General features: G+C 31.7%; 22 protein-coding genes. 17 read left to right on the forward strand and 5 right to left on the reverse strand.

The annotated features are described in order from the left end of the window. Positions 1–11: 11 nt before the first annotated feature. The 3 genes from PQF96_RS13790 to PQF96_RS13800 all read left to right on the forward strand — a co-directional run bounded on the left by PQF96_RS13790 (position 12) and on the right by PQF96_RS13800 (position 2,178). Positions 12–1,217 carry a serine hydrolase domain-containing protein gene (locus PQF96_RS13790; protein ID WP_271766862.1) on the forward strand — a complete coding sequence of 402 codons (1,206 nt, stop codon included), beginning with the start codon at positions 12–14 and terminating at the stop codon, positions 1,215–1,217. Positions 1,218–1,286: 69 nt separating this feature from the next. Further along, positions 1,287–1,733, forward strand: coding sequence for a hypothetical protein (locus PQF96_RS13795; protein WP_143917881.1), 447 nt, complete (start codon positions 1,287–1,289; stop codon positions 1,731–1,733). Between the two features lie 28 nt (positions 1,734–1,761). After that, complete coding sequence (locus PQF96_RS13800) at positions 1,762–2,178, forward strand: hypothetical protein (protein ID WP_271766864.1); 417 nt, start codon at positions 1,762–1,764, stop codon at positions 2,176–2,178. 16 nt (positions 2,179–2,194) lie between these two features. Here PQF96_RS13800 and rlmH read toward each other — a convergent pair whose 3' ends face one another. Next, complete coding sequence (gene rlmH / locus PQF96_RS13805; RefSeq protein WP_109437794.1) at positions 2,195–2,668, reverse strand: 23S rRNA (pseudouridine(1915)-N(3))-methyltransferase RlmH; 474 nt, start codon at positions 2,666–2,668, stop codon at positions 2,195–2,197. Positions 2,669–2,807: 139 nt separating this feature from the next. On the opposite strand from rlmH, the gene nadC reads away from it, so the two are divergent. From nadC to priA, 7 genes are all read left to right on the forward strand, one after another. Further along, positions 2,808–3,665, forward strand: a complete 858-nt coding sequence (gene nadC, locus PQF96_RS13810) for a carboxylating nicotinate-nucleotide diphosphorylase (protein WP_271766865.1) — start codon at positions 2,808–2,810, stop codon at positions 3,663–3,665. A gap of 3 nt (positions 3,666–3,668) precedes the next feature. Next, the gene (locus tag PQF96_RS13815; protein WP_109437792.1) at positions 3,669–4,592 is read left to right on the forward strand and encodes a YihY/virulence factor BrkB family protein; all 924 of its coding nucleotides are present in this window, start codon (positions 3,669–3,671) and stop codon (positions 4,590–4,592) included. Between the two features lie 26 nt (positions 4,593–4,618). Beyond that, positions 4,619–5,185 carry a chalcone isomerase family protein gene (locus PQF96_RS13820; protein WP_109437791.1) on the forward strand — a complete coding sequence of 189 codons (567 nt, stop codon included), beginning with the start codon at positions 4,619–4,621 and terminating at the stop codon, positions 5,183–5,185. Between the two features lie 155 nt (positions 5,186–5,340). Next, positions 5,341–5,901 carry a chalcone isomerase family protein gene (locus PQF96_RS13825; protein WP_109437790.1) on the forward strand — a complete coding sequence of 187 codons (561 nt, stop codon included), beginning with the start codon at positions 5,341–5,343 and terminating at the stop codon, positions 5,899–5,901. Between the two features lie 109 nt (positions 5,902–6,010). Then, positions 6,011–6,442, forward strand: coding sequence for a DUF2147 domain-containing protein (locus PQF96_RS13830; protein ID WP_109437789.1), 432 nt, complete (start codon positions 6,011–6,013; stop codon positions 6,440–6,442). A 115-nt stretch (positions 6,443–6,557) separates the two neighbouring features. Next, positions 6,558–7,124, forward strand: coding sequence for a chalcone isomerase family protein (locus tag PQF96_RS13835; protein ID WP_109437788.1), 567 nt, complete (start codon positions 6,558–6,560; stop codon positions 7,122–7,124). Positions 7,125–7,263: 139 nt separating this feature from the next. Next, a complete protein-coding gene (gene priA, locus PQF96_RS13840; RefSeq protein WP_271766867.1) occupies positions 7,264–9,717 on the forward strand; it encodes a replication restart helicase PriA in 2,454 nt (817 codons plus the stop codon). Here the strand turns inward: priA and PQF96_RS13845 are convergent. Together PQF96_RS13845 and PQF96_RS13850 are read right to left on the reverse strand one after the other, a co-directional pair. Beyond that, positions 9,714–10,421, reverse strand: coding sequence for a LytR/AlgR family response regulator transcription factor (locus PQF96_RS13845; protein ID WP_109437880.1), 708 nt, complete (start codon positions 10,419–10,421; stop codon positions 9,714–9,716). The genes priA and PQF96_RS13845 overlap by 4 nt on opposite strands. Positions 10,422–10,620: 199 nt before the next feature. Next, positions 10,621–11,331, reverse strand: coding sequence for a LytR/AlgR family response regulator transcription factor (locus PQF96_RS13850; RefSeq protein WP_200825148.1), 711 nt, complete (start codon positions 11,329–11,331; stop codon positions 10,621–10,623). A gap of 214 nt (positions 11,332–11,545) precedes the next feature. Between PQF96_RS13850 and rpsF the strand changes: the two genes are divergently transcribed. The 4 genes from rpsF (at position 11,546) to PQF96_RS13870 (ending at position 15,979) form a co-directional block, all read left to right on the forward strand. Further along, positions 11,546–11,884 carry a 30S ribosomal protein S6 gene (gene rpsF / locus PQF96_RS13855; RefSeq protein WP_062059209.1) on the forward strand — a complete coding sequence of 113 codons (339 nt, stop codon included), beginning with the start codon at positions 11,546–11,548 and terminating at the stop codon, positions 11,882–11,884. Beyond that, a complete protein-coding gene (gene rpsR / locus PQF96_RS13860) occupies positions 11,884–12,183 on the forward strand; it encodes a 30S ribosomal protein S18 (RefSeq protein ID WP_189457518.1) in 300 nt (99 codons plus the stop codon). Before rpsF ends, rpsR begins: the two co-directional genes overlap by 1 nt. Before the next feature lie 18 nt (positions 12,184–12,201). Beyond that, positions 12,202–12,654: a 50S ribosomal protein L9 gene (rplI, locus tag PQF96_RS13865; RefSeq protein ID WP_109437785.1), complete on the forward strand. Its 453-nt coding sequence runs from the start codon at positions 12,202–12,204 to the stop codon at positions 12,652–12,654. A 103-nt stretch (positions 12,655–12,757) separates the two neighbouring features. Then, positions 12,758–15,979, forward strand: a complete 3,222-nt coding sequence (locus PQF96_RS13870) for a TonB-dependent receptor (protein ID WP_271766869.1) — start codon at positions 12,758–12,760, stop codon at positions 15,977–15,979. Positions 15,980–16,055: 76 nt separating this feature from the next. On the opposite strand, the gene PQF96_RS13875 is transcribed toward PQF96_RS13870, so the two are convergent. Then, positions 16,056–17,309 (reverse strand): M20/M25/M40 family metallo-hydrolase, encoded by a 1,254-nt coding sequence (locus PQF96_RS13875; protein ID WP_271767089.1) that lies wholly within the window; start codon positions 17,307–17,309, stop codon positions 16,056–16,058. 201 nt (positions 17,310–17,510) lie between these two features. Here PQF96_RS13875 and PQF96_RS13880 point away from each other — a divergent pair, with 201 nt between their 5' ends. Further along, on the forward strand, positions 17,511–17,990 hold the full coding sequence (locus tag PQF96_RS13880; RefSeq protein ID WP_271766871.1) for a DUF6495 family protein: 480 nt from the start codon (positions 17,511–17,513) through the stop codon (positions 17,988–17,990). Between the two features lie 30 nt (positions 17,991–18,020). On the opposite strand, the gene PQF96_RS13885 is transcribed toward PQF96_RS13880, so the two are convergent. Then, on the reverse strand, positions 18,021–19,256 hold the full coding sequence (locus tag PQF96_RS13885) for an ABC transporter permease (RefSeq protein WP_109437781.1): 1,236 nt from the start codon (positions 19,254–19,256) through the stop codon (positions 18,021–18,023). A gap of 226 nt (positions 19,257–19,482) precedes the next feature. Between PQF96_RS13885 and hisS the strand changes: the two genes are divergently transcribed. Beyond that, a complete protein-coding gene (hisS, locus tag PQF96_RS13890) occupies positions 19,483–20,853 on the forward strand; it encodes a histidine--tRNA ligase (RefSeq protein WP_271766872.1) in 1,371 nt (456 codons plus the stop codon). 80 nt (positions 20,854–20,933) lie between these two features. Then, positions 20,934–21,440, forward strand: a complete 507-nt coding sequence (locus PQF96_RS13895) for a hypothetical protein (protein WP_271766874.1) — start codon at positions 20,934–20,936, stop codon at positions 21,438–21,440. Positions 21,441–21,774 lie beyond the last annotated feature (334 nt).

Raw genomic sequence — 21,774 nt, forward strand, 5'->3', positions numbered from 1 at the left:
AAATGAACAGTATGAAAGGTATTATAAGTTTATTAGTATTTCTTTTTGTCTATATGGGTTTCTCACAAGGATCAATAGATGCGCTTGATAAAACGTTGAATTCGATCTATGAAAAAGGACATTTGCCTGGTTTCGCAGTTGCTTTGGTCACGCCAAGTGGGATAACGTTTCAAAAAGGGTATGGATATGCAAATAAGGAAACAAAAGAACCGTATACTATCGAAACAGTTCAAAACATAGGTTCAGTATCCAAAACTTTTATAGGAGTAGCATTAATGAAAGCCATTGAATTGGAGAAACTAACATTGGATATGCCTATAAATGAAATTTTACCATTTGCAGTCAATAATCCAAAATATCCAGATGTGCCAATAACAGTAAAACATTTGGCAACACATACATCAAGTATTTTGGATACAGAGAACTATAATAAAAGTTACGTTTTTGAAAACTTGAATGAGATTACCCCAGAGAAATTCGAAAAAAATGAGTATAAAGAATTGAAGGTCATTGCAAAGAATAAAAGATATGCTCTCAAGGATTTTTTGATTAATCATTTAACAAAAGATGGATTATGGTATTCAAAAAAGAACTTTTTAAAAAATAGACCAGGTGAACGATATGAGTATTCTAATAGTGGATCAGCTTTATTAGCTTATATAATTGAAGAAGCAACAGGTATTCCTTTTGTTAAGTTTACTCAAGAGTATATTCTAGATCCAATAGAGATGAGCGCATCGGGTTGGTCATACACAGCTATTGATAAGAGTAAACATGCGAAGACTTATTATCAAAGTGGAAACAAAGTACCTGAGTATAGTCTGATTACTTACCCAGATGGAGGGTTTAGAACAAGTATTACAGATTTATCAAAATATCTAAATACCATGATGAAAGGATATTATGGTGAAGAATCTTCTATTCTCAAAAAGAATTCATATGAAAAAATGATGACCCCGAAACTCACAAAAAAACAATACAACACTAAGGAACTTAAAGATAATCAAGGTCTTTTGTGGGAGAGTAAACCAAGTGGTACAATTGGGCATAATGGATCTGATCCTGGAATATTTACACTTATGTATTTTAAAAAACAAGATAGAGCAGGAGGGATTATTTTTACAAATACTGATATAGATGGTAATATAGAAGCATCAGAGTCAATTCAACAAATATGGATTCTGATTAGAAAATATCAAAAGGAAAATGAAAAATAAAGACCTCATCAGTCTTCAATAAATATTTATCAATCTTCCCCCAAATATTTGGGATTAAAATCGAATAGTATGAAAACAATAATCTTATGGATAGTAAGCTTGATTTTAAGTTTAGTATCGGCTAATGCACAAACTACCAGTAATTCGTCAAAATCTACAACAAAGGTCTCCATTAGTTATGATGGTGATACAGAAAAGAAAAGTTATTATAGATCTTTTGCTATCATAGATATGGATAATAGCTATAGAATTAAAGTCCGATTTATGAAAGATATGACAGATGAAGTAAAATCGTACTTAATTGATCAATTAGGTGAGGAAAATATGATATTCAGGGATGAAACATATTTATGGAAAAAAGAAATTGAAAATGAAGAAGTTTATGAAGTAACACTCAAAAATAATCGATTAAGAATTAGTGTGGATAAAGAGCTGATTTCTGATAAATTTCTTAAAAAATTTAAACAGATGGGGAAGGAACTGAAAACGATTACATCAAAAGAATCAAAAATTTAAATCAATCATTAATCAAAAAACGAACAGTATGAAAACACTTATTTATTTTGCAAGCTTGATATTGGCAATTTCAATAGGAAATGCTCAATCATCATCAAACTCTAAAGTTTCTATTAGTTATTCTAATGATGAACCTGGAGAAAAGAATTATAAAGTAAATATCTCTATTTCTAATACAGATGATATTTATAGTTTAAACGCTAGTTTTCCTTCCGCAAAAACCGAAAAATTAAAGAGATTTTTAAAAGATCATTTGGATACCAAAATGACAAAAAATGGTACAATGTCAACCTGGAATTATGTTACCAAAGGAGAAATGGGGTATACAATAAAACTTAAAAAAGGAAAACTTAATGTTCTATTGAATAAAGAGCATATATCTGTTGATTTGGTTGAAAATTTAATAGATATGTTTAGTGATCTAAAAGATATCGTAAAAGAATAAAAATTAATAATGAGTCTTATCTGTGATGGTAAGGCTCATTTTTTAGAATTGTAAATCCTCTGTATAGTTGCTCTACAAAAAATAAACGTATCATCTGATGAGAAAATGTCATTTTTGATAAAGACAATTTTCCATTTGCACGTTGATATACTTCCGGACTAAAACCATAAGGTCCTCCAATAACAAAAACTAATTGTTTGATTCCGCTATTCATATGTTTTTGAAGTACATCAGAAAAACCTACAGAATCATATTGTTTTCCGTTTTCATCTAATAATAATAGGATATCAGAATTTACTACAGTTCCTAAGATTAATTTCCCTTCTTTCTCTTTTTGTTGAGATTCACTAAGATTTTTAGCGTTTTTAAGATCGGGAATGATCTCCATACTAAATTTAATATAATGTCCTAACCTTTTGATATAGTTAGCGATAAGGTCTTCAAGTTGTTTGTTGTCGGTTTTTCCTATTGCAATTAACTTAATATTCATTTTGTGTTGAGTTGTAATATTTCTACGTTAAAATCAGGTGGATTATGAGAGCATTGTTAAAATTTAATAGAAATCCCTTATGCTTCTAACTTCGTACTTCCGACTTCTTTTTTTACATTAGCAAAAATAACCATTCAATATGATTAGTGAAACCCAATTCAATAAAGAAATTGATTTGATCATTTCTAATGCAATTCGCGAAGATGTTGGCGATGGAGATCATAGTTCGTTGGCCTGTATTCCAGAATCAGCAATTGGTAAAGCAAAACTTTTGATTAAAGATGAAGGGATTCTTGCAGGAGTTGATTTTGCAAAGAAAGTGTTTAATTATGTGGATCCAAATATGAAAGTAGAGGTACATATAGAAGATGGGGCCTCTGTTAAATATGGTGATATTGCTTTTTTTGTTTCAGGAAGTTCACAATCTATACTTAAGTCAGAACGATTGGTACTTAATGCGATGCAAAGAATGAGTGCAATTGCAACAAAGACAAATCATTTTGTTAAACTATTGGATGGTACCGGGACTAAAATTTTAGATACAAGAAAAACCACACCGGGAATAAGAGCATTAGAGAAGTGGGCGGTTAAGATAGGAGGAGGAGAGAATCATAGATTTGCTTTATATGATATGATTATGCTAAAAGACAATCATATTGATTTTGTAGGAGGAATTACTAAGGCGATCGAGAAGACAAAAAAATATCTTTCTACGCATAATCTGGATCTCAAAATTATAGTTGAAGCTCGTGATCTTAATGAGATTAAAGAGATTCTTAAAACTCAAGGTGTATATCGAATATTGATTGATAACTTTAATTATGAAGATACTAAAAAAGCTGTCGAATTAATAGGAGATTCATGTTTGACAGAATCTAGTGGAGGTATTAATGAAAACACAGTAAGAAAATATGCCGAGTGTGGAGTTGATTTTATTAGTAGTGGAGCTCTTACGCATTCAGTGTATAACTTAGATTTAAGCTTGAAAGCAGTATAATTTATGTCAAAAACTGTAGAAGATAAGCTTAATAAAATCCCTGTGATCAACCTTTTGGTTAAAATAGGGAAAAAGCTTATTCTTCCTGGTTTTGAAGGGTTATCCATTTATGATCTGATAGAAATTTATGCAATTGGCATCATAAAGGGTACATTCTCGGCTAGAGCTAGTGCTATTTCCTGGAGTTTTTTTCTTTCTTTATTTCCATTTTTACTATTTCTCCTTAACTTAATTCCGTACGTACCAATTGATAATTTTGAAAACAATTTTTTCGAATTTATTAATGGGGCATTGCCTGCACAATCTTCTGAATTTTTTTCAGGAATATTTCAGGATATCGCTTCTAATCCAAGAGGAGGTTTACTATCTACTGTTTTTATATTGTCTATACTTTTTATGACAAACGGAGTAAATGCTGTTTTTTCTGGTTTCGAATACTCTTATCATGTTACACTTAATAGAAATTTTGTTCGACAGTACTTGGTAGCTTTAGGAGTATCCATAATTGTGGCATCTTTATTGTTAATTACGGTAATAGGAACCTTATATTTTTCATATTTGGTAGATGATTTAAATAGAATGGGAGTTGTGGATGATACCGTTTTTTGGTTAACATTGGGGAAATATGCATTATTTGTTTTTATGATATTTGTAATTATTGCTACATTGTTTTATTTCGGAACTTCTGAGGGAAAGCAAAATAAATTCTTTTCTCCCGGAGCATTTATGACCACCTTTTTGATTGTTATAACGACCTACCTTTTTGGAATTTATATTGATAATTTTTCAAATTATAATAAACTATATGGTTCTATAGGAGCTATGTTAATCTTGATGTTGTATATATGGCTTAACGCTAATTTATTATTGTTAGGTTTCGAATTAAACGCATCATTAAATCAATTAAGAAAAAACTTTAACACTTAATAATAAACACTTAAACTAATTTCAAAATGAAAAAAATCAACGTATTATTTTTTATCTTAATTACAATTATTTCTACTTCTGTATCAGCTCAGACCAAAGTAGGAGATGTAACCCTACCAGATAATGTTAAGTTTAACGGAGAGGATTTGGTAATTAATGGAGCAGGAACTAGAGAGAAATTCATTTTTGATATTTATGTCGGCGCTTTATATCTAAAGAAAAAAAGCAGTAGTGCAAGTACGATTGCTAAAACAGATGAAACTATGGCAATTAAATTACATATAGTATCTGGTATGATGTCTAGAAGTAAAATGGCTAATGCATTACGAGACGGGTTTAAAAAGTCAACCAATGGAAAGACAGAGAAACTAAATAGTAGAATAGAAAAATTTATTGGCTTTATAAAAGAAGAGATAGAAGTAGATCAAATTTATGATATTGTTTATGAAAAAGGCAAAGGAAGTGTAATCTATAAGGATGGTAAAGAGAGAGGGCATGTAGAAGGGTTAGATTTTAAAGAAGCACTTTTTAATATTTGGTTAGGAACTAAACCTGCTGATAAAGATCTCAAGATAAAAATGCTAGGTAATTAGTAATCAATACGATATAATCGTATTTTTGTTAAAAATCACTGTAAATAAGTCAAAATGTATTGTGCGTGCATAATATTTTTATATATTTGTCCGTTGGAAAATTGGAATAATAAAAAAATATTAATTACCCCTCCCAAATTAAATACTTATTTATAATGAAGAAAATTACTTTAGTATTGGTAGCGCTTATCACGTTGTCTACTACTACGGCACAAATTAAGGTGGGTTCAGCAACTTTACCTATTGAAGAGAAATTCGGTGATGTGGATCTTAAGATAAACGGATACGGAAAGAGAGAAATGCTTTGGATTGACCTGTATGCGGGAGGTCTTTATTTAACAAATAAAACAAATGACTCTAAAGTTGTTCTTGATGCGAATGAAAATATGGCAATAAAACTAGACATTATATCTGGTTTTGTAACTCAGTCTAAAATGATTAAAGCAGTAAAAGATGGTTTCGAAAAAGCCACTTTTGGAAACACTAAAGCGTTAGACGGAAGAATTAATAAGTTCATTGGTTTTTTCTCTGAGCCTATCGTCAAAAAAGATGTTTTTGACTTGGTTTATATTAAAGATGTAGGCGTAAAAGCTTTTAAAAATGATAAAGAGCTAGGTTTGATCGAGGGTAGAGATTTTAAATATGCATTATTTAAAATATGGTTAGGAGAAGATCCGGCTAGTGAATCATTAAAGAAAGGAATGTTAGGATTATAATAGTAATAATCCGATAAAAATAGACCAAAAAAGCTATCTATAATAAGATAGCTTTTTTGGTTTTTTACAGTATTTTTATATGTAACTCATAAACACAAATATTCAAAATATGAAGATTTTTTTTAAACTACTTTTTGTAATACTGGTATTTAGTTGTGGAGTAACAACTGCTCAACAACAAATTATAGGAAAATGGAAAACAATTGATGATAATACAGGAAAGCCAAGATCTATTGTTGAAATTTATAAAAAAGGAGATAAATTATTTGGTAAAATATCCAATATACTTGATGAAGCCGAACGAGGAAACCTTTGTGTAGAATGTAAAGGAAAAGATTATAACCAACCTATAGAAGGCATGGTAATTATTAAAGGCCTGGAAAAAGATGGAAATGAATATGAAGATGGAACTATTTTGGATCCAGAAAATGGAAAAGTATATCGATGTAAAATTTGGATTGATGAAAGCGATCCAAATGTCCTTAATGTAAGAGGATATATAGCGTTTTTGTATAGGACCCAAAAATGGATTAGAGTATAATTACATTCTTTTTTTCTGCCTTTATTTGTTAATAAATTACATTTTAACATTTTTTTAGTGTTAGTTTTTAAAATATTAAGGACTAAACCTCCAGTAATCTATAAAAAAACTAACAATGAAAAAAATAATTACTCTAGCGATTGCAACCATCTTTACAGTATCTGCTATAGCACAAATTAGAATAGGAAGTGTAGTAGTTCCCGAAAAAGTAACTTTTGATGGAGAAGAATTGATATATAACGGAGGAGCTATGAGAAAAGTTTTATCTTTTAAAACTTATGCTGGAACTTTATACACAAAAAATAAATATGATAACGATAAGAAAGTATTAGATTCTGACGAAACTATGGCAATTCGTTTAAATATTGCTTCCAAAAAAGTGACTAATGAGAGAATGATTAAAGTATTTAGAAAAGGATTTGATGACGCTATGTTTGGGAATACTCAGAGTTTAGATGCGAGAATAGAAGATTTTCTTAAACTATTTAATTCAAAAATGGAAGTTAATGATTTTTATGATCTTGTTTATCTTAAAGGAAAAGGTATCAAGACATATAAAAACGGAAAAGAACTTGGATTTATTGAAGGTAGAGATTTTAAATATGCGCTATTTAAAATATGGTTAGGAAATGAGCCAGCATGTGAAATTATAAAAGGAGGAATGCTAGGAGTTAGTAAGTAAAACCAACATAAAATAATAGAAAATCCGACTTATTCTTAAGTCGGATTTTTTTATTCTCAAAATTAAACTTTGTTCTATGAGTTAAACTCGTATTTTTGTTTTATACACTTAACTATTTTGGTTCTCGTTATACTTAATAATGTCATATTTTATAAATGTAATTCTTCCTATACCTCTCGATAAAGAGTTTACTTATAGTATAAATAAAACCGAGGCTGCTTTTTTAAAGCCAGGAATGCGTGTTGCCGTTCAGTTTGGAAAAAGTAAAGTGTATGCTGCTTTGGTAACCAAAATCCATGAAACACCTCCTTTGGTATATGAAGCCAAGGAAATAGAGCATATTCTTGATGAATTTACAATTGTTACACCTCAGCAATTAAAGATCTGGGCTTGGATTTCTGAGTATTATATGTGTACAAAAGGAGAGGTAATGAGAGCAGCACTCCCTGGTGCATTTTTATTAGAAAGCGAAACTATAGTTTTTAAAAATGAACAAACGTCTTTTGATGAATCTTTGCTAAAAGATGATGAATTTTTGATTTTTGAAGCATTACAATATCAAAGTGTATTGAGGGTACAAGAGATCATGAATATCATTGGTAAAAAGAATGTTCTTCCAGTGATTAAAAGATTGTTAGAAAAAGAGGTAATTACTGTTCAGGAAGAGATTTATGAACAGTATAAACCCAAAATAGTTAGATTTGTTAGGTTGCACAAGGAGTATAATAAAGAAGCATCTCTACGTGATTTGTTAGACTCTATGACTCGTTCTCCAAAACAACGAGAAGTATTGTTGCACCTTTTTACATTACAAGCTCAAGCTAATAAGCCAATTAAGGTTAGTGAACTCATAAAAACTTCCAATAGTTCATCATCGGTTGTAAAAACTCTTATCAATAAGGGCATTTTAGAAGAATACCACCTGCAAAGGGATCGAGTTGAATACGAAACTGGAAAAAATGGAGAGTCAAAGGAGTTAAATGAATATCAGCATAAAGCTTTTCTAGAAATTGAAAACTCCTTTAAAGAGAAAGATGTGTGCTTATTTCATGGAGTTACTTCATCAGGAAAAACAGAAGTATATGTAAAACTGATAGAGAAAGTTATCCAAGAAGGAAAACAAGTTCTGTATTTGTTACCAGAAATAGCTTTGACAACACAACTCATAACTAGATTGCAGGAGTATTTTGGAGAGAAATTAACAGTGTATCATTCTAAATATTCTGTTAATGAGAGGGTAGAGGCTTGGAATAATGTAAAAGCTGGAAAATCTAAAGCACAAGTGATTATTGGAGCGAGATCGGCTATATTCTTACCTTTTGTGAATTTAGGGCTTATTGTTGTTGATGAAGAGCACGAAAATACATTTAAACAATATGATCCGGCCCCCAGGTATCATGCTAGAGACACTGCTATTGTTTTAGCAAAAATGTTTGGTGCTAAGGTAGTATTGGGATCAGCTACTCCAGCTTTAGAGACATATTATAATGCTAATCAAGGAAAATACGGTTTTGTTCAATTGACAAGAAGATTTGGTAATGTGCTAATGCCAGAAATTAACCTTGTAGATGTAAAAACAAAATACAAGAAAAAAGAAATGACAGGGCATTTTAGTGATACTTTGTTGATAAGCATAAGAGAAGTATTAGCAGAAGGTGAACAAGTAATTCTTTTTCAGAATAGAAGAGGATATTCTCCGGTTGTAGAATGTAATACTTGTGGTCATTCACCACAATGTCCGAACTGTGATGTTAGTCTAACGTTTCATAGCTATAGAAATCAATTGAGATGTCATTATTGTGGATATCATATGGCAATGCCTCAAAAATGTATAGTTTGTGAGAGTGTTGATTTGACAACCAAAGGTTTTGGAACAGAGCAAATCGAGAATGAATTACAAGAACTTTTTCCTGATCATGCTATAGGTAGAATGGATCAGGATACTACTAGAGGGAAACACGGTTATGAAAAGATTATAAATCGTTTTGAAGAGGGGGATATTGATATTATGGTGGGAACACAAATGCTTTCGAAAGGATTAGATTTTAGAAATGTAAGTTTAGTAGGTATAATGAATGCTGATAATCTGCTTAATTTTCCTGATTTTAGAGCGCATGAGCGCAGCTTTCAACTCATGCAACAAGTTGCAGGAAGAGCTGGGAGAACCAAAAAAAGAGGGAAAGTATTAATCCAGACATATAACCCATATCATCAGATACTACAACAGGTATCGGTTAATGATTATTTAGGGATGTATAAAGATCAAATTGAAGAAAGGCATCAATATAAATATCCTCCTTTTTATAAAATTATAAAAATTACAGGTAAACATAAGGACTATAATAAAGTAAACGATGCTATGGATTGGTTAGGAGTATCGTTTAGAAATGTGTTTAAATTAAATGTATTAGGTCCAGAATTCCCTCCAATATCAAGAATAAGAAATCAATATCATAAAAATATAATCATAAAAATACCACAAAAACAGTCTTTACAAAAAACTAAAGAGGTGATAAAAAAGATAAATACATCTTTTAAAAGTATAAAAGAATTCTCTGGAGTGAGAATAATAATAAACGTAGATAATTATTAACTATTTAAAGCTTCAATTAAAGAATGTTTTTTATGTCTGCTAAGTGGAATTTTTTCATCAGCGATTTCTATATTTCGACTATTATATCGCTCTACTTTATCCAAATTCACGATATAAGACTTATGAATTCTTAAAAAGCGATCACTTGGAAGTTGCGCTTCAAAAGACTTCATAGTTGCTAAAACTACAATAGGATCACCTTCTTCCATGATTAGTTTTACATAATCACCCAAAGCCTCTACATACTTCAATTGATTTAAGAAAATCTTTCGCTTTTTTAGATTACTTTTTACAAAAATATAATCATCATCCTCAACAGCAGCATTTTCACCTCCTAGGCGAGACATACTTAATGCTTTGTCAACAGCTGCATTAAAGCGATCTTTCTTAAGAGGTTTTCTTAAATAATCTACCGCATCATAGTCAAAAGCTTTAAAAGCATATTTTGTTTTTCCTGTAACAAAAATAATATGAGGTTTGTTTTCTAAGTCATCCAAAAGATCAAAACCGGTAAGGATTGGCATTTCGATATCTAAAAACAACAAATCTACTTGAGTATCAAGTAAACCATTTTTGGTTTCAATAGCATTATTCCATTCAGCCACTAATTCTAGTGAAGAATGTTCGTCTATTAGCTTTACAATAGCTAGTCTTTGGAGGCGGGAATCATCTACTACCGCACATTTTAATTGAGATTGCTCCACTTGTTTAGTGTTAATTTCTAAATACAATATTAATGAATATATCTTATTTGCACAAACAATTTTGGCTTTTTATCGATAAAAATAGTGTTTCATCGAAATAGCTTTGATACCCTATGCTACTTCGTTATATAAGGCCTAGATAGGTGTCAATTAATGAATATGGTGTGCGTTGTTTATATTGAGTAGGGTTACTAATTTCTTATAAGTGATTCAATGCCTCTTTCAATTTTTGTTTTTTCATACGACTTATTGGTATTTTCTCGTCATTTATTTCCATATAATGAGCGCTAAAACGTTCTATTTTATCAAGGTTGACTATGTATGATCTATGTGCTCTGAAAAAATGATTTGATGGTAATAATGATTCAAGAGAAGTCATAGTGCCAAGTACCACTAGAGGGCTACTGTCTTCTAAATGTATTTTGGCAAAATCTTTTAAAGCAGAAACATATAAAATATGATTTAGAAACACTTTATATTTTTTTATTCCACATTTAATAAAAACAAACGGATCATTTTCTTGGGGAAGGGGTTGAGACTTTATGGTGAATGTATCTATAACTTTTTCTATAGCAATGTTAAACCGTTCCTTTCTTATAGGTTTTTTTAAAAAATCTAAAGCATGATAATCAAATGCTTTATGTGCATATTTTGTTTTTCCTGTAACAAAAATAATATGGGGTTTATTCTCTAAATCATCTAAAAGGTCAAAACCGTTAAGGATTGGCATTTCGATATCAAGAAATAAAACGTCTATCTTAGTGTCTAATAAACCATTTTTTGCCTCAATGGCGTTGTTCCATTCTTTAGCCAATTCTAATCTAGGATGTTTTTTGATAAGTTTAATAACGGATAAGCGTTGCGTCGTTGAATCATCAACCACAGCACATTGTATTAAGGGGTGTTTCATTATTTTGGGATTTAAGACAATACAATAGTAGTAAAAAATAATCTAAATATCCATTAAATTGAGTATTTTATCGACGAATTGTGTTTTTTGTCGATAAATTGAATTTTGTTGATTTGTTGCGAATTGAAGATTTTTGCAGATGTGCTTAGGGGGTTTGAATATTCAAAAAATAGTGTTACTTTTGCAGCCAATTTTAATTTAAACTTAGATTTTTATGAATCAATACGAAACTGTTTTCATCTTGAATCCCGTTTTATCTGAAGATCAGATAAAGGAAACAGTTAAGAAATACGAAGACATTCTTGTTTCTAATGGTGCCAAGATGATATCAAAAGAGGATTGGGGGCTTAAAAAGCTTGCTTATGCAATCCAACACAAAAAAAGTGGTTTTTATCACTTATTTGAATACCAAGTACCTGGTGAAGCTATAAACGCTTTAGAAGTTGAGTATAGAAGAGATGAAAGAGTAATGCGTTACCTTACCGTACGTCTTGATAAGCATGCAATTGCTTGGGCAGAGAAGAGAAGAACTAGAAACAAACAAAAAGCTTAATTATGTCATCTATAGAACAACAAGCTAAAGGAAAGAAAGACGGAGAGATCAGGTATCTTACTCCTCTTAATATAGATACTACAAAAACTAAGAAGTATTGTCGTTTCAAAAAATCAGGTATAAAATATATTGATTATAAAGATCCTGATTTCTTAATGGCATTTGTAAATGAACAGGGTAAATTGTTACCACGTCGTCTTACAGGAACTTCATTAAAATATCAACGTAAAGTAAGTGTTGCTGTTAAAAGAGCAAGACATTTAGCATTGATGCCATACGTTGGAGATTTATTAAAATAAAATTCGTCATAACATATTATGGAACTTATATTAAAGAAAGACGTTGAGAATCTAGGATTCGCAGACGATGTAGTAGAAGTTAAGAATGGTTATGGTCGTAACTATTTAATCCCTAATGGATTTGCACTTTTAGCAACTCCTTCTGCAAAAAAAGTACTTGCTGAAACATTGAAACAACGTGCTTTTAAGGAGAAGAAAGAGATTGAAGATGCAGAGAAAGTAGGTAAGAAACTTAGTGGATTAGAAATCAAAATAGCAGCAAAAGTTGGATCTGGAGATAAATTATTCGGTTCTGTATCTAATGCTGATGTTGCTGAAGCATTTGCTAAGCAGGATGTAGAATTAGAAAAGAAATTTATTACTGTACCAGGTGGAACAATCAAACGTTTGGGTCAGTATGAGGCTTCTGTTCGACTTCATAGAGAAGTAATCGTTCCTGTTTCTTTTGAGGTAGTACCTCAAAATAAATAAGGTAGAAAACAGTTAATAACTGTTTTATAATATTTATAAAAATCGCTCTTATGAGCGATTTTTTTATTTTAAATTTATTTAATTAACATAAAGTTTTTGCTACATGAAACAAATTATCTTTTTTATTTTAGTATTAACAGGGGTTACAATCAATGCTCAGGTAACTACATCTAATATTTCGGGAGTAGTTTATGATAATAATAATCAATTGTTACCAGGTGTAAATGTAACTGCAGTTCATCAACCTACAGGAACAAATTATGGCGGAGTTACAAATTTTGATGGCCGTTTTGATTTGATTAACCTTAGAGTAGGTGGACCGTATCGAGTTACTATTAGTTATGTTGGGTTTAAAAAACATTTAGTAGATAATATTAATCTTCAGCTAGGTCAGACCTTTAATGTTGACGTAGTGATGGTTGAAGATGATAATCAATTAGAAGAAGTTGTTATTACTTCACAAAAGAGTACTACTTTTAGTAGTGAACGTACAGGTGCTGAAACGAGTATAGGCAGGAGAGAGTTAAAAGCCTTGCCAACAATTACGCGTTCTGCTGCTGATTTTTATAGATTAGAACCTACGGCTTCAAGTAATGGTTCTTTTGGAGGGAGGAATGACCAGTTTAACAATTTTAGCTTAGATGGTTCTATATTTAATAACCCTTTTGGATTGGATGCTGCTACTCCAGGTGGGCAGACTAATGCGCAACCTATTTCATTAGATGCGATCGATCAGATTCAGGTGTCTACAGCGCCATATGATGTTACACAGGCTGGATTTACAGGAGCTTCTGTAAATGCAGTAACAAAAAGTGGAACTAATCAGTGGAAAGGAACTGTATATGGGTTTTATAGAAATCAAGATATGACTGGTGATAAAGTTGGAGATGATGATATTATTGTACCTGATTTAATACAAGCTCAATATGGAGCTAGTATTGGTGGTCCTATCATTAAGAATAAATTATTTGTTTTTGGTAATTTTGAAAAAGATGACAGAGAGGATTTAGGTTCTAATTTTTTGGCATCAAGACCGGGTTTAACAGGAGCAAATGTATCTAGGGTATCTGCAGAAGACTTGGACTATGTGTCACAGCAATTAAGTGCTTTAGGATATGAGACCGGTGCATACGAGGGGTATACACACGATACAGAATCTATTAAAGGGATTCTTAAGCTAGATTGGAATATTAATGATAATCATCGTGCAGCTTTTATTTACAATTTTCTGGATGCTTCAAGAGATTTACCGGCAAACAGAGAAGCAATCGGACGTAGGGGACCAGATTTAACAACATTGCAATTTAGAAATTCTGGATATAGAATTAACAATAAAATTACTTCATTTCTAGTAGAATTAAACTCTAATTTTAAGGGTAATATTTCTAATAAGTTCCAGGCTGGTTACACTTTCTTTGATGATAGTAGGGATCCATTTTCTACTCCAGCTCCGCCAATCAACATCCAGCAAGATGGAGTACGGTATATTGTTGCGGGTCACGAACCTTTTTCAATCAATAATAGATTAGAGCAAAAAGTGTATCAAGTAACTAATAATTTAAATATAGTAACAGGTAATCATACAATCACGCTGGGAGGGTCTTTTGAGCGTTTTGAATTTGATAATTCATTTAATTTAGGTGTTTATGATTTTGGAGGAAATGATGCTTTAGGTCAGAGACCTGTTAGTACATTTTTTGATTCTTTTCAAAGTGTAAGAATTAATCCTGCATTACCAGTAGGGTCTAGTTTTGAAGAAGCTATAAATAATGGAACAATAGCAACGGCGTTGGCAAATGCTGAAATCGTATTTGGTACCAATAATGCTACAGATAATTGGGCTTTGGCTGAAACTAATGTAGGACAATTGGCTTTTTATGCTCAGGATAAATGGAAAATAAATGATAAACTAACATTAACATATGGTCTGAGGATAGATCAACCGTTATATTTTGATACCGAAGATAAAATTGCTGAGAATATAGAAAGAGGTGCTGGTGGAACATTCCCAGATGGAAATTATCAACCAGGAATTACCTACTTTGATGAAAATGGAAGTAGCTTACAGTTGAATAGTTTAGATCTCCCTACCAGAAGATTATTGGTGTCTCCAAGACTTGGGTTTAATTATGATGTAAAAGGCGATAAAACTTTTCAAATTCGAGGGGGAACAGGAATTTTTACAGGTCGTTTGCCTTTTGTTTGGATAGGGAATCAAGTGGCAAATCCTAATTTCTTTTTCTATACAACCTCTTCTCCAGACTTTAGATTTCCACAGGTATGGCGAAATAGTTTAGGTTTGGATTACAAGTTTAAAAATGGAATTGTAGCATCAACAGACCTTATTTATACAGAGGATGTGAATGCTCAAATGGTTAGGAATTATGGTCTTAGTACGCCATCAGGAACATTAAATGGGGTTGATAATAGACAAATCTATTTGCCATCTGATAGGGCTGTTAATGAATTTGGAGGACCTACAAATGCTTATGTGTTTACAAATACTAATGTAGGGTATTCTTTTAACTGGTCGTTTAAATTGCAAAAAAACTTTAGTAACGGAATATTTGCAAGTATTGCTTATAATTTCCTAGAAGCAGAAGATGCAAGTTCATTGGATGCAGAGATTTCTAGTGATGCATTTGATAGAAACCCGGCATTAGGAAATGTAAATCAGGCTGTAAGTTCTACTGCTCGTTATGGAGATAAACATAGGATAGTTGGTCAGATTAATAAAGCATTTAGTTATGGTAAAAACAAAGAATGGAGAACATCTATTGGTGCATTTTATGAATATGCTCAAGGAGGACGATTCTCATACACATATTCTGGAGATATAAATGGAGATGGTTCTCCTTTAAATGATTTAATCTATATTCCAACGCAAGATGATTTGGCAACTTATAATTTTAGCGGTACTTCTTTTAATGAAAGAGAAGCTCAAAGAGTTGCATTAGAAGCTTATATTCAACAAGACGAATATTTAAGAGAACGTCGAGGAAGTTATGCAGAAAAATATGGGATACTAAGTCCTTGGAGAGGACGTTGGGATGTAAAACTGCTTCAGGATTATGATATAAAGGTTGGTGATCGAACAAATACTATTCAGTTTAGTTTAGATATTTTGAATTTTGGAAACCTATTAAATTCTGATTGGGGAGTGATAGAGATTCCTGTTAATGATCAACCGATTGGAGTTAGTGTAGATAATACAGGTACTCCTACATATACTTTTGATGCTACACAAACCAGTACGTTTGCTAATGATTTTAGTTTAGATTCAAGATGGCAAGCACAAGTTGGATTGAGGTATATCTTTAACTAAAAAAAATAAAAATGATTTATAAAAAAGAGGCCTTATGTTAAGAGCCTCTTTTTTTATGATTAAACTACTTTAGTATCTATGGAGTAATTAATCGATAAATTAATAATGCTGTACGTTTAGTTAAGGCTTCAAAAGTAGTTAGGTCCAAAGTTTCTTTTGGAGTGTGCGCACCACTACCCATAGTACCTAGTCCATCTAAGCAATCTACATAATCTGCAACAAAGGAAGTGTCTGCAGCGCCACGTTTACCTGGGTCATATGCTTCAACAATACCTTGGTTAAGATCTTTACTCACTTCGTTTAAGAGTGTTAGTAGTTTTATGTTACCCTTAGTTGGTTGCATTGCAGGATAGCTGTCTTTAAACGAGATCGAAGCACTTGTATGAGGTAAGTTTTTTGATACTATTTCTTTCATTTTAGAACGTGTCTTTTCTTTTTGTTCTTCAGAAATAAATCGAAGCCCTCCTTTTACAAGAACAGTTTGAGATACTACATTACTTTTTCCAAAAGCAACTCCTTTTGCTGTGGAGTTGTTAAACTCTATATCAGTTCCTCCTAATATCACTCCTGGATTAAAAGTTAGAAACTTTTCTCCTCTTACGTCATTATAAAAAGAATTTAAAATTCTTGATGCTTCGAAAATAGCACCCGCTCCAACACGCTCATTAAATATTCCTGAAGAATGTGCTCTTTTGCCTTTAACCTGTAATTCCCATCCAGAAGACCCTCTTCTAGCTACAGTAGCATAATTGAAGCCTGTAGAAGTTTCAAAACCTAGCGCGATATCACTTTTTTTAGCGGCATCAATTAGATCTTTTCTGCTTATATCTAGAGGTTTGCCTGTGCTTTCTTCATCTCCCGTAAAAGCAACTATGATTTGTGAGTCTTTTAACAATTTATTTTCATAAAGAGCTTTTAGGGCATATAAAACAACTACGTCTCCGCCTTTCATGTCATTTGTACCGGGTCCGTAAGCAATATCTCCATCTCTTTTGTATTCTTGAAAAGGACTGTCTTTTTCAAACACGGTGTCTAAATGTCCAATAAGCAAGAGTTTCTTTCCTTTGGTCCCTGAGGTTTCTGCAAATAAATGCCCAGCACGATTTACTTCGGTTGGCATATCAATCCAACGGGTGTTGAAACCTATGTCATCAAATTCTTTTTTAAAGACCATTCCGACTTCTTTTACTCCCTCGTGATGCATTGTTCCGCTATTAATATTGACTACCTTTTCTAAAAACTTAATAGCAGATTCGTGATTTGTTTCTATAGTGGTAATTATCTTCTTTTCAGTTTTGGATAATTTTTGTGCGTTTATACTATTATACATGAATAGAAAAAGGCAGGTGTAAAAGGCGGAGATTACTCTTGATGAGTTCATTTTTTATGTAATATTTATGTGTTGATGTATAAATATAAGAACTTTACGATTTACTTATACATAAAGGTTGGATGAGTGTTATAAGGATTGGATTATTATTTAGTTTTTATCTTTTTATACTTATTTTTGCAGTCAATTTTTTTAGAATAGATGAAATATCAACGATTAAGTAAAGAGCAGTTAGAAGAACTGCATGTAGAGTTTATCAACTTTTTGGCAACACAATCTATTACTGCAGAAGAGTGGAATGAGATTAAAATCGATAAACCTCAGGTGGCAGAAGATGAAATCGATGTTTTTAGCGATCTGGTATGGGAAAAAGCACTGCAAAACGCAAAGTATCTTGAGCATTTTTCAAAAGATCAAATACATTTATTTGAGTTAACAGAAGATCAAATGCTTCTTATTGCTATAAAAATTAATAATGATGCAATTGATGTCACTACAAAAGAAGGGTATCAGTGGTTGCAACAAAATCTTTTAAATGACGAAGTGGTGTTTTATAATGCGTCCAAAGAGTATACAGGAGATAAAAACCTTGATAAGTTTAAACTGATACAAAAAGGAGCAAATATTACAAAAGGAGAATTGTATCATTACTTTGCTAAACTAGTTCAAGGTAGAGAGTAATTTTAAGATTCAACTGTTAGAGATAGGGTTTTATTCATAACGTAAAGACTCTATAGGATCTTGTTTTGCAGCTTTTACAGCAGGATATAGTCCAGATACTACAGCAATTACAAAAGAAATTGTAGTTGCTGCGATAATAGCTAACCAGGGTGTGCTAAATGAGAAATTTGCTAAGGATGATATTCCTCCTCCAATAAGTATTCCCAAGATAATACCAACAAGACCACCAATCTGGCCAATGATTATGGTTTCCATAAAAAATTGACCGGCTATAGTGTGTTTTTTAGCGCCTAATGCTTTTCTAACCCCAATTTCGCGTGTTCGCTCTGTTACAGAGACGAGCATGATATTCATTAAGGCAATAGAAGAACCAAAAATAGTAATAATACTTATTATCCATGCAGCATAATATAGATATACTGTAATGCTTGCAATACGATTAAGGAGGTCATCACTGCGTTCTAGACCAAAATTGTTTTCTTCAACAGGGTTAAGACCTCGAATGTTTCTAAAAGTAATAATAGCTTCATCCTGAGCGCCTTCAATAAATTGCTTGTCATCTACTTTTACACTGATTCCGTAATTAATATTAGGAAGTGTAAATATGGATCTTGCTATTTGCAAAGGAATAAGAACTCGTAAATCTTGATTGTTTCTAAAAGTAGCTCCTTTGCTTTCAAGAAGACCAATAACTTTAAATTTTACACCTCGAATACTAATCGTTTTACCAATCGGATTAATATTCTTGAATAAGTTTTTTTTAAAGTCGGACCCAATCAAACATACATGGTTATTGTTTTCAACATCAAAAAAAGTAAAATTTCGTCCATTGTCAATTTCAGTTCCGGTATTTTCAAGATAATTTTCGTTAATACCTACTACAGAAACCTCAGGATCTGTTTTTTCATTTTCATACTTTACTTCTGCATTACGAGTGCCTGTAAAATGAATAGAGGTTTTTGAAAAAGGATAGCTGAACCTATCTTTAAATTCCTTTACATTGCGATAACTGATAATCGGATTGATTTTTTCTCTATCTCTATTGTTTCGGGTATTGAATTCATAACGCTGAAGATTAAATGTATTTGCTCCCATAGAGGCAAAATCTCCAGAAATAGTGTTTTCTAAGGCTCCAACTAATGTAAGTATTCCTACCAATGATGTTATCCCAATTGCAATGATGAGTATGGTGAGGACAGTTCGTAAAACTTGACCTTTTATAGAATCCATTGCAATTCTGATATTTTCTCTAAAAAGTGAAAACATAATAGTTTTTAAAAGTGTGTTCTTGCTATAAGACTACAAAACATGATTAAAGTTACTCAAAAAAACTAGATTTTTTTGAGAGTATTAGTGATGGGCTTTATACTTTTTTTAGATATTTGCAGCTTCGATAGGTGGTAGTGGTAAATAAGATACATGCATTGAGGTATGTTTGTTTCTGATTATCAGTGTGCTGCCTTCTATTTATTATAGATCATAAACAAGTATAATGGCACAAAAACCGTCAATACCAAAGGGAACCAGGGATTTTTCACCTATAGAGGTGGCTAAGAGAAACTTTATTATAAATACAATCAAAGATCAATTTAAATTATTTGGTTTTCAGCCTATAGAAACACCAAGTTTTGAGAATAGTGAAACTTTGATGGGGAAATATGGAGAAGAAGGTGATCGATTGATTTTTAAGATATTGAATAGTGGTGATTATTTAAATAAAGTAGATGATGTTATATATGAAGCAAAAGATAGTTTTAGAATGACTTCTAAGATTAGTGAAAAAGCGCTTCGCTACGATCTAACTGTCCCTTTTGCAAGATATGTGGTACAACATCAAAATGAAATTGATTTTCCATTCAAAAGATTTCAAATTCAACCGGTTTGGCGAGCAGATAGACCTCAAAAAGGAAGGTTTAGAGAATTTTATCAATGTGATGCAGATGTAGTAGGAAGTAAATCGTTATTGCAAGAGGTTGATTTTATAACCTTGTATGATGCAGTTTTTACCAAATTAAACCTTAAGGGAGTTACTATTAAACTTAATAATCGAAAAATTCTTTCTGGTATTGCAGAAGTTATTGGTGCTAGTGATAAGTTAATCGATTTCACAGTAGCATTGGATAAGTTGGATAAAATTGGCGAAGATGGTGTAAAGAAAGAAATGCTTGGTAAAGGAATCTCTGAAGATGCAATTGAAAAGGTAAAACCTTTATTTCAGTTTACCGGAACGACATCAGAGAAGATAGAAAAATTGAGAAATATGCTAGCTTCTTCTCAAGAAGGGATGCAGGGAGTAGAAGAATTACAGTTTATTGTTGACGCGATTAATAAAATTCCTTTAAAAACTGCAATATTAGACTTGGATGTTACGTTAGCAAGAGGATTAAATTATTATACAGGTGCTATTTTTGAAGTGTCTGCACCGGATACTGTGAAAATGGGATCGATAGGAGGAGGAGGAAGATATGATGACCTTACGGGTATTTTTGGATTAAAGGATATGAGTGGTGTTGGAATTTCTTTTGGTCTCGATAGAATTTATTTGGTTCTGGAAGAATTACAACTATTTCCAGAAACGGTCGCACCATCAACACGAGCACTTTTTATAAATTTTGGTGAAGTTGAAGCATTATACTGTTTGAGTGCTGTAAATAAATTAAGAGCTGATGGTATTGTTGCCGAATTATATCCAGATAGTGCAAAAATGAAAAAGCAAATGGGGTATGCTAACAAAAGGACAATACCTTTTGTAGTGCTGGCGGGGACTTCTGAAATGAATACTAAAACATTTACTGTTAAAAATATGGAGTCGGGAACCCAAGAAGAGGTGGATTTTGAAGAATTAAAATTACTTTTGCAATAAAAAATTAGTATCTTAAAATTATAATAGAAAGTACCTATATAAAAAATACTTTAACCATTGATAGTCCTAAAATTGAAATTATGAAAAAAACCATTTTAACTATTTTTCTTAGTGCAGTACTACTATCTGCGTTTTCCTGTAAAAAAGATCCTAAATCAGATACTTTGGATACAGTAGAAGTTGCCAGAGGAGATACATCTGATTTTGTTGAAGAGGTTGATAAGGAAAAAGAACCCGAAGTTGAAAAAAAGAAAAAACCTAATAAGAAAAAGAAATCGGACTTAGATGGAAAAAAGGATTTTGAAAAAACGAACAAGTTAATCCCTATTCCAGGTACATCTGGTTATACCAAAAATTCTGCTGCAAAAAAATATATTAAAGACTATGAAAAATATGTAGCAAACTATAAAAAAGCGGTAGAAGCACATGATATGGAGTCTTTTTTAAAGTTAAACGAAGCGAGTAGTGATCTTACCAAACAGTATAATAGTTTAATGACAAAACTTTCTGGTGAAGAAATAGAAAATATAAGTAAGTACATGCAAGCAAAATCCAAACAATTAAATGCATTGTCTGCTAAAATGTAAAAACTACGGTAGTTTTAATCATAAGCCATCTTGACTCTGTTAAGATGGTTTTTTTGTTGACTAAAGTTTTTAAAGTTATTGTTTATGAGGTTTTTGGAGGGTTTGACTTTTTTGAAATGTACTCTAATTCTTTATTTGCGAATAAAAAGCAAATATTATCGAATATTGATTCAGATAAATCATATTTATGTTTCGTCTTCTGGTTAATCCTTATATGGTCTACTTTAGCAATATTAAATCAAACAAGCTTTGATAATGAAGATAGATCTTAGATATGAAATATTTAAGAATTAACGGTGGATTTCAACAAAAAATAAGTTCTGTATCTTAAACA

The sequence above is a fragment of the Aquimarina algiphila genome (assembly GCF_947494415.1).
Taxonomy (GTDB): domain Bacteria; phylum Bacteroidota; class Bacteroidia; order Flavobacteriales; family Flavobacteriaceae; genus Aquimarina; species Aquimarina algiphila.

Coding starts and splice junctions, on each gene's coding strand:
- PQF96_RS13815 (WP_109437792.1), top strand. CDS start 3,669: ATGTCAAAAACTGTAGAAGATAAGCTTAATAAAATCCCTGTGATCAAC.
- PQF96_RS13830 (WP_109437789.1), top strand. CDS start 6,011: ATGAAGATTTTTTTTAAACTACTTTTTGTAATACTGGTATTTAGTTGT.
- PQF96_RS13870 (WP_271766869.1), top strand. CDS start 12,758: ATGAAACAAATTATCTTTTTTATTTTAGTATTAACAGGGGTTACAATC.
- PQF96_RS13880 (WP_271766871.1), top strand. CDS start 17,511: ATGAAATATCAACGATTAAGTAAAGAGCAGTTAGAAGAACTGCATGTA.
- hisS (WP_271766872.1), top strand. CDS start 19,483: ATGGCACAAAAACCGTCAATACCAAAGGGAACCAGGGATTTTTCACCT.
- PQF96_RS13850 (WP_200825148.1), bottom strand. CDS start 11,331: ATGAAACACCCCTTAATACAATGTGCTGTGGTTGATGATTCAACGACG.
- rplI (WP_109437785.1), top strand. CDS start 12,202: ATGGAACTTATATTAAAGAAAGACGTTGAGAATCTAGGATTCGCAGAC.
- rpsF (WP_062059209.1), top strand. CDS start 11,546: ATGAATCAATACGAAACTGTTTTCATCTTGAATCCCGTTTTATCTGAA.
- PQF96_RS13800 (WP_271766864.1), top strand. CDS start 1,762: ATGAAAACACTTATTTATTTTGCAAGCTTGATATTGGCAATTTCAATA.
- PQF96_RS13820 (WP_109437791.1), top strand. CDS start 4,619: ATGAAAAAAATCAACGTATTATTTTTTATCTTAATTACAATTATTTCT.
- PQF96_RS13885 (WP_109437781.1), bottom strand. CDS start 19,256: ATGTTTTCACTTTTTAGAGAAAATATCAGAATTGCAATGGATTCTATA.
- PQF96_RS13795 (WP_143917881.1), top strand. CDS start 1,287: ATGAAAACAATAATCTTATGGATAGTAAGCTTGATTTTAAGTTTAGTA.
- PQF96_RS13875 (WP_271767089.1), bottom strand. CDS start 17,309: ATGTATAATAGTATAAACGCACAAAAATTATCCAAAACTGAAAAGAAG.
- PQF96_RS13790 (WP_271766862.1), top strand. CDS start 12: ATGAAAGGTATTATAAGTTTATTAGTATTTCTTTTTGTCTATATGGGT.
- rlmH (WP_109437794.1), bottom strand. CDS start 2,668: ATGAATATTAAGTTAATTGCAATAGGAAAAACCGACAACAAACAACTT.
- priA (WP_271766867.1), top strand. CDS start 7,264: ATGTCATATTTTATAAATGTAATTCTTCCTATACCTCTCGATAAAGAG.
- PQF96_RS13895 (WP_271766874.1), top strand. CDS start 20,934: ATGAAAAAAACCATTTTAACTATTTTTCTTAGTGCAGTACTACTATCT.
- nadC (WP_271766865.1), top strand. CDS start 2,808: ATGATTAGTGAAACCCAATTCAATAAAGAAATTGATTTGATCATTTCT.
- PQF96_RS13825 (WP_109437790.1), top strand. CDS start 5,341: ATGAAGAAAATTACTTTAGTATTGGTAGCGCTTATCACGTTGTCTACT.
- PQF96_RS13835 (WP_109437788.1), top strand. CDS start 6,558: ATGAAAAAAATAATTACTCTAGCGATTGCAACCATCTTTACAGTATCT.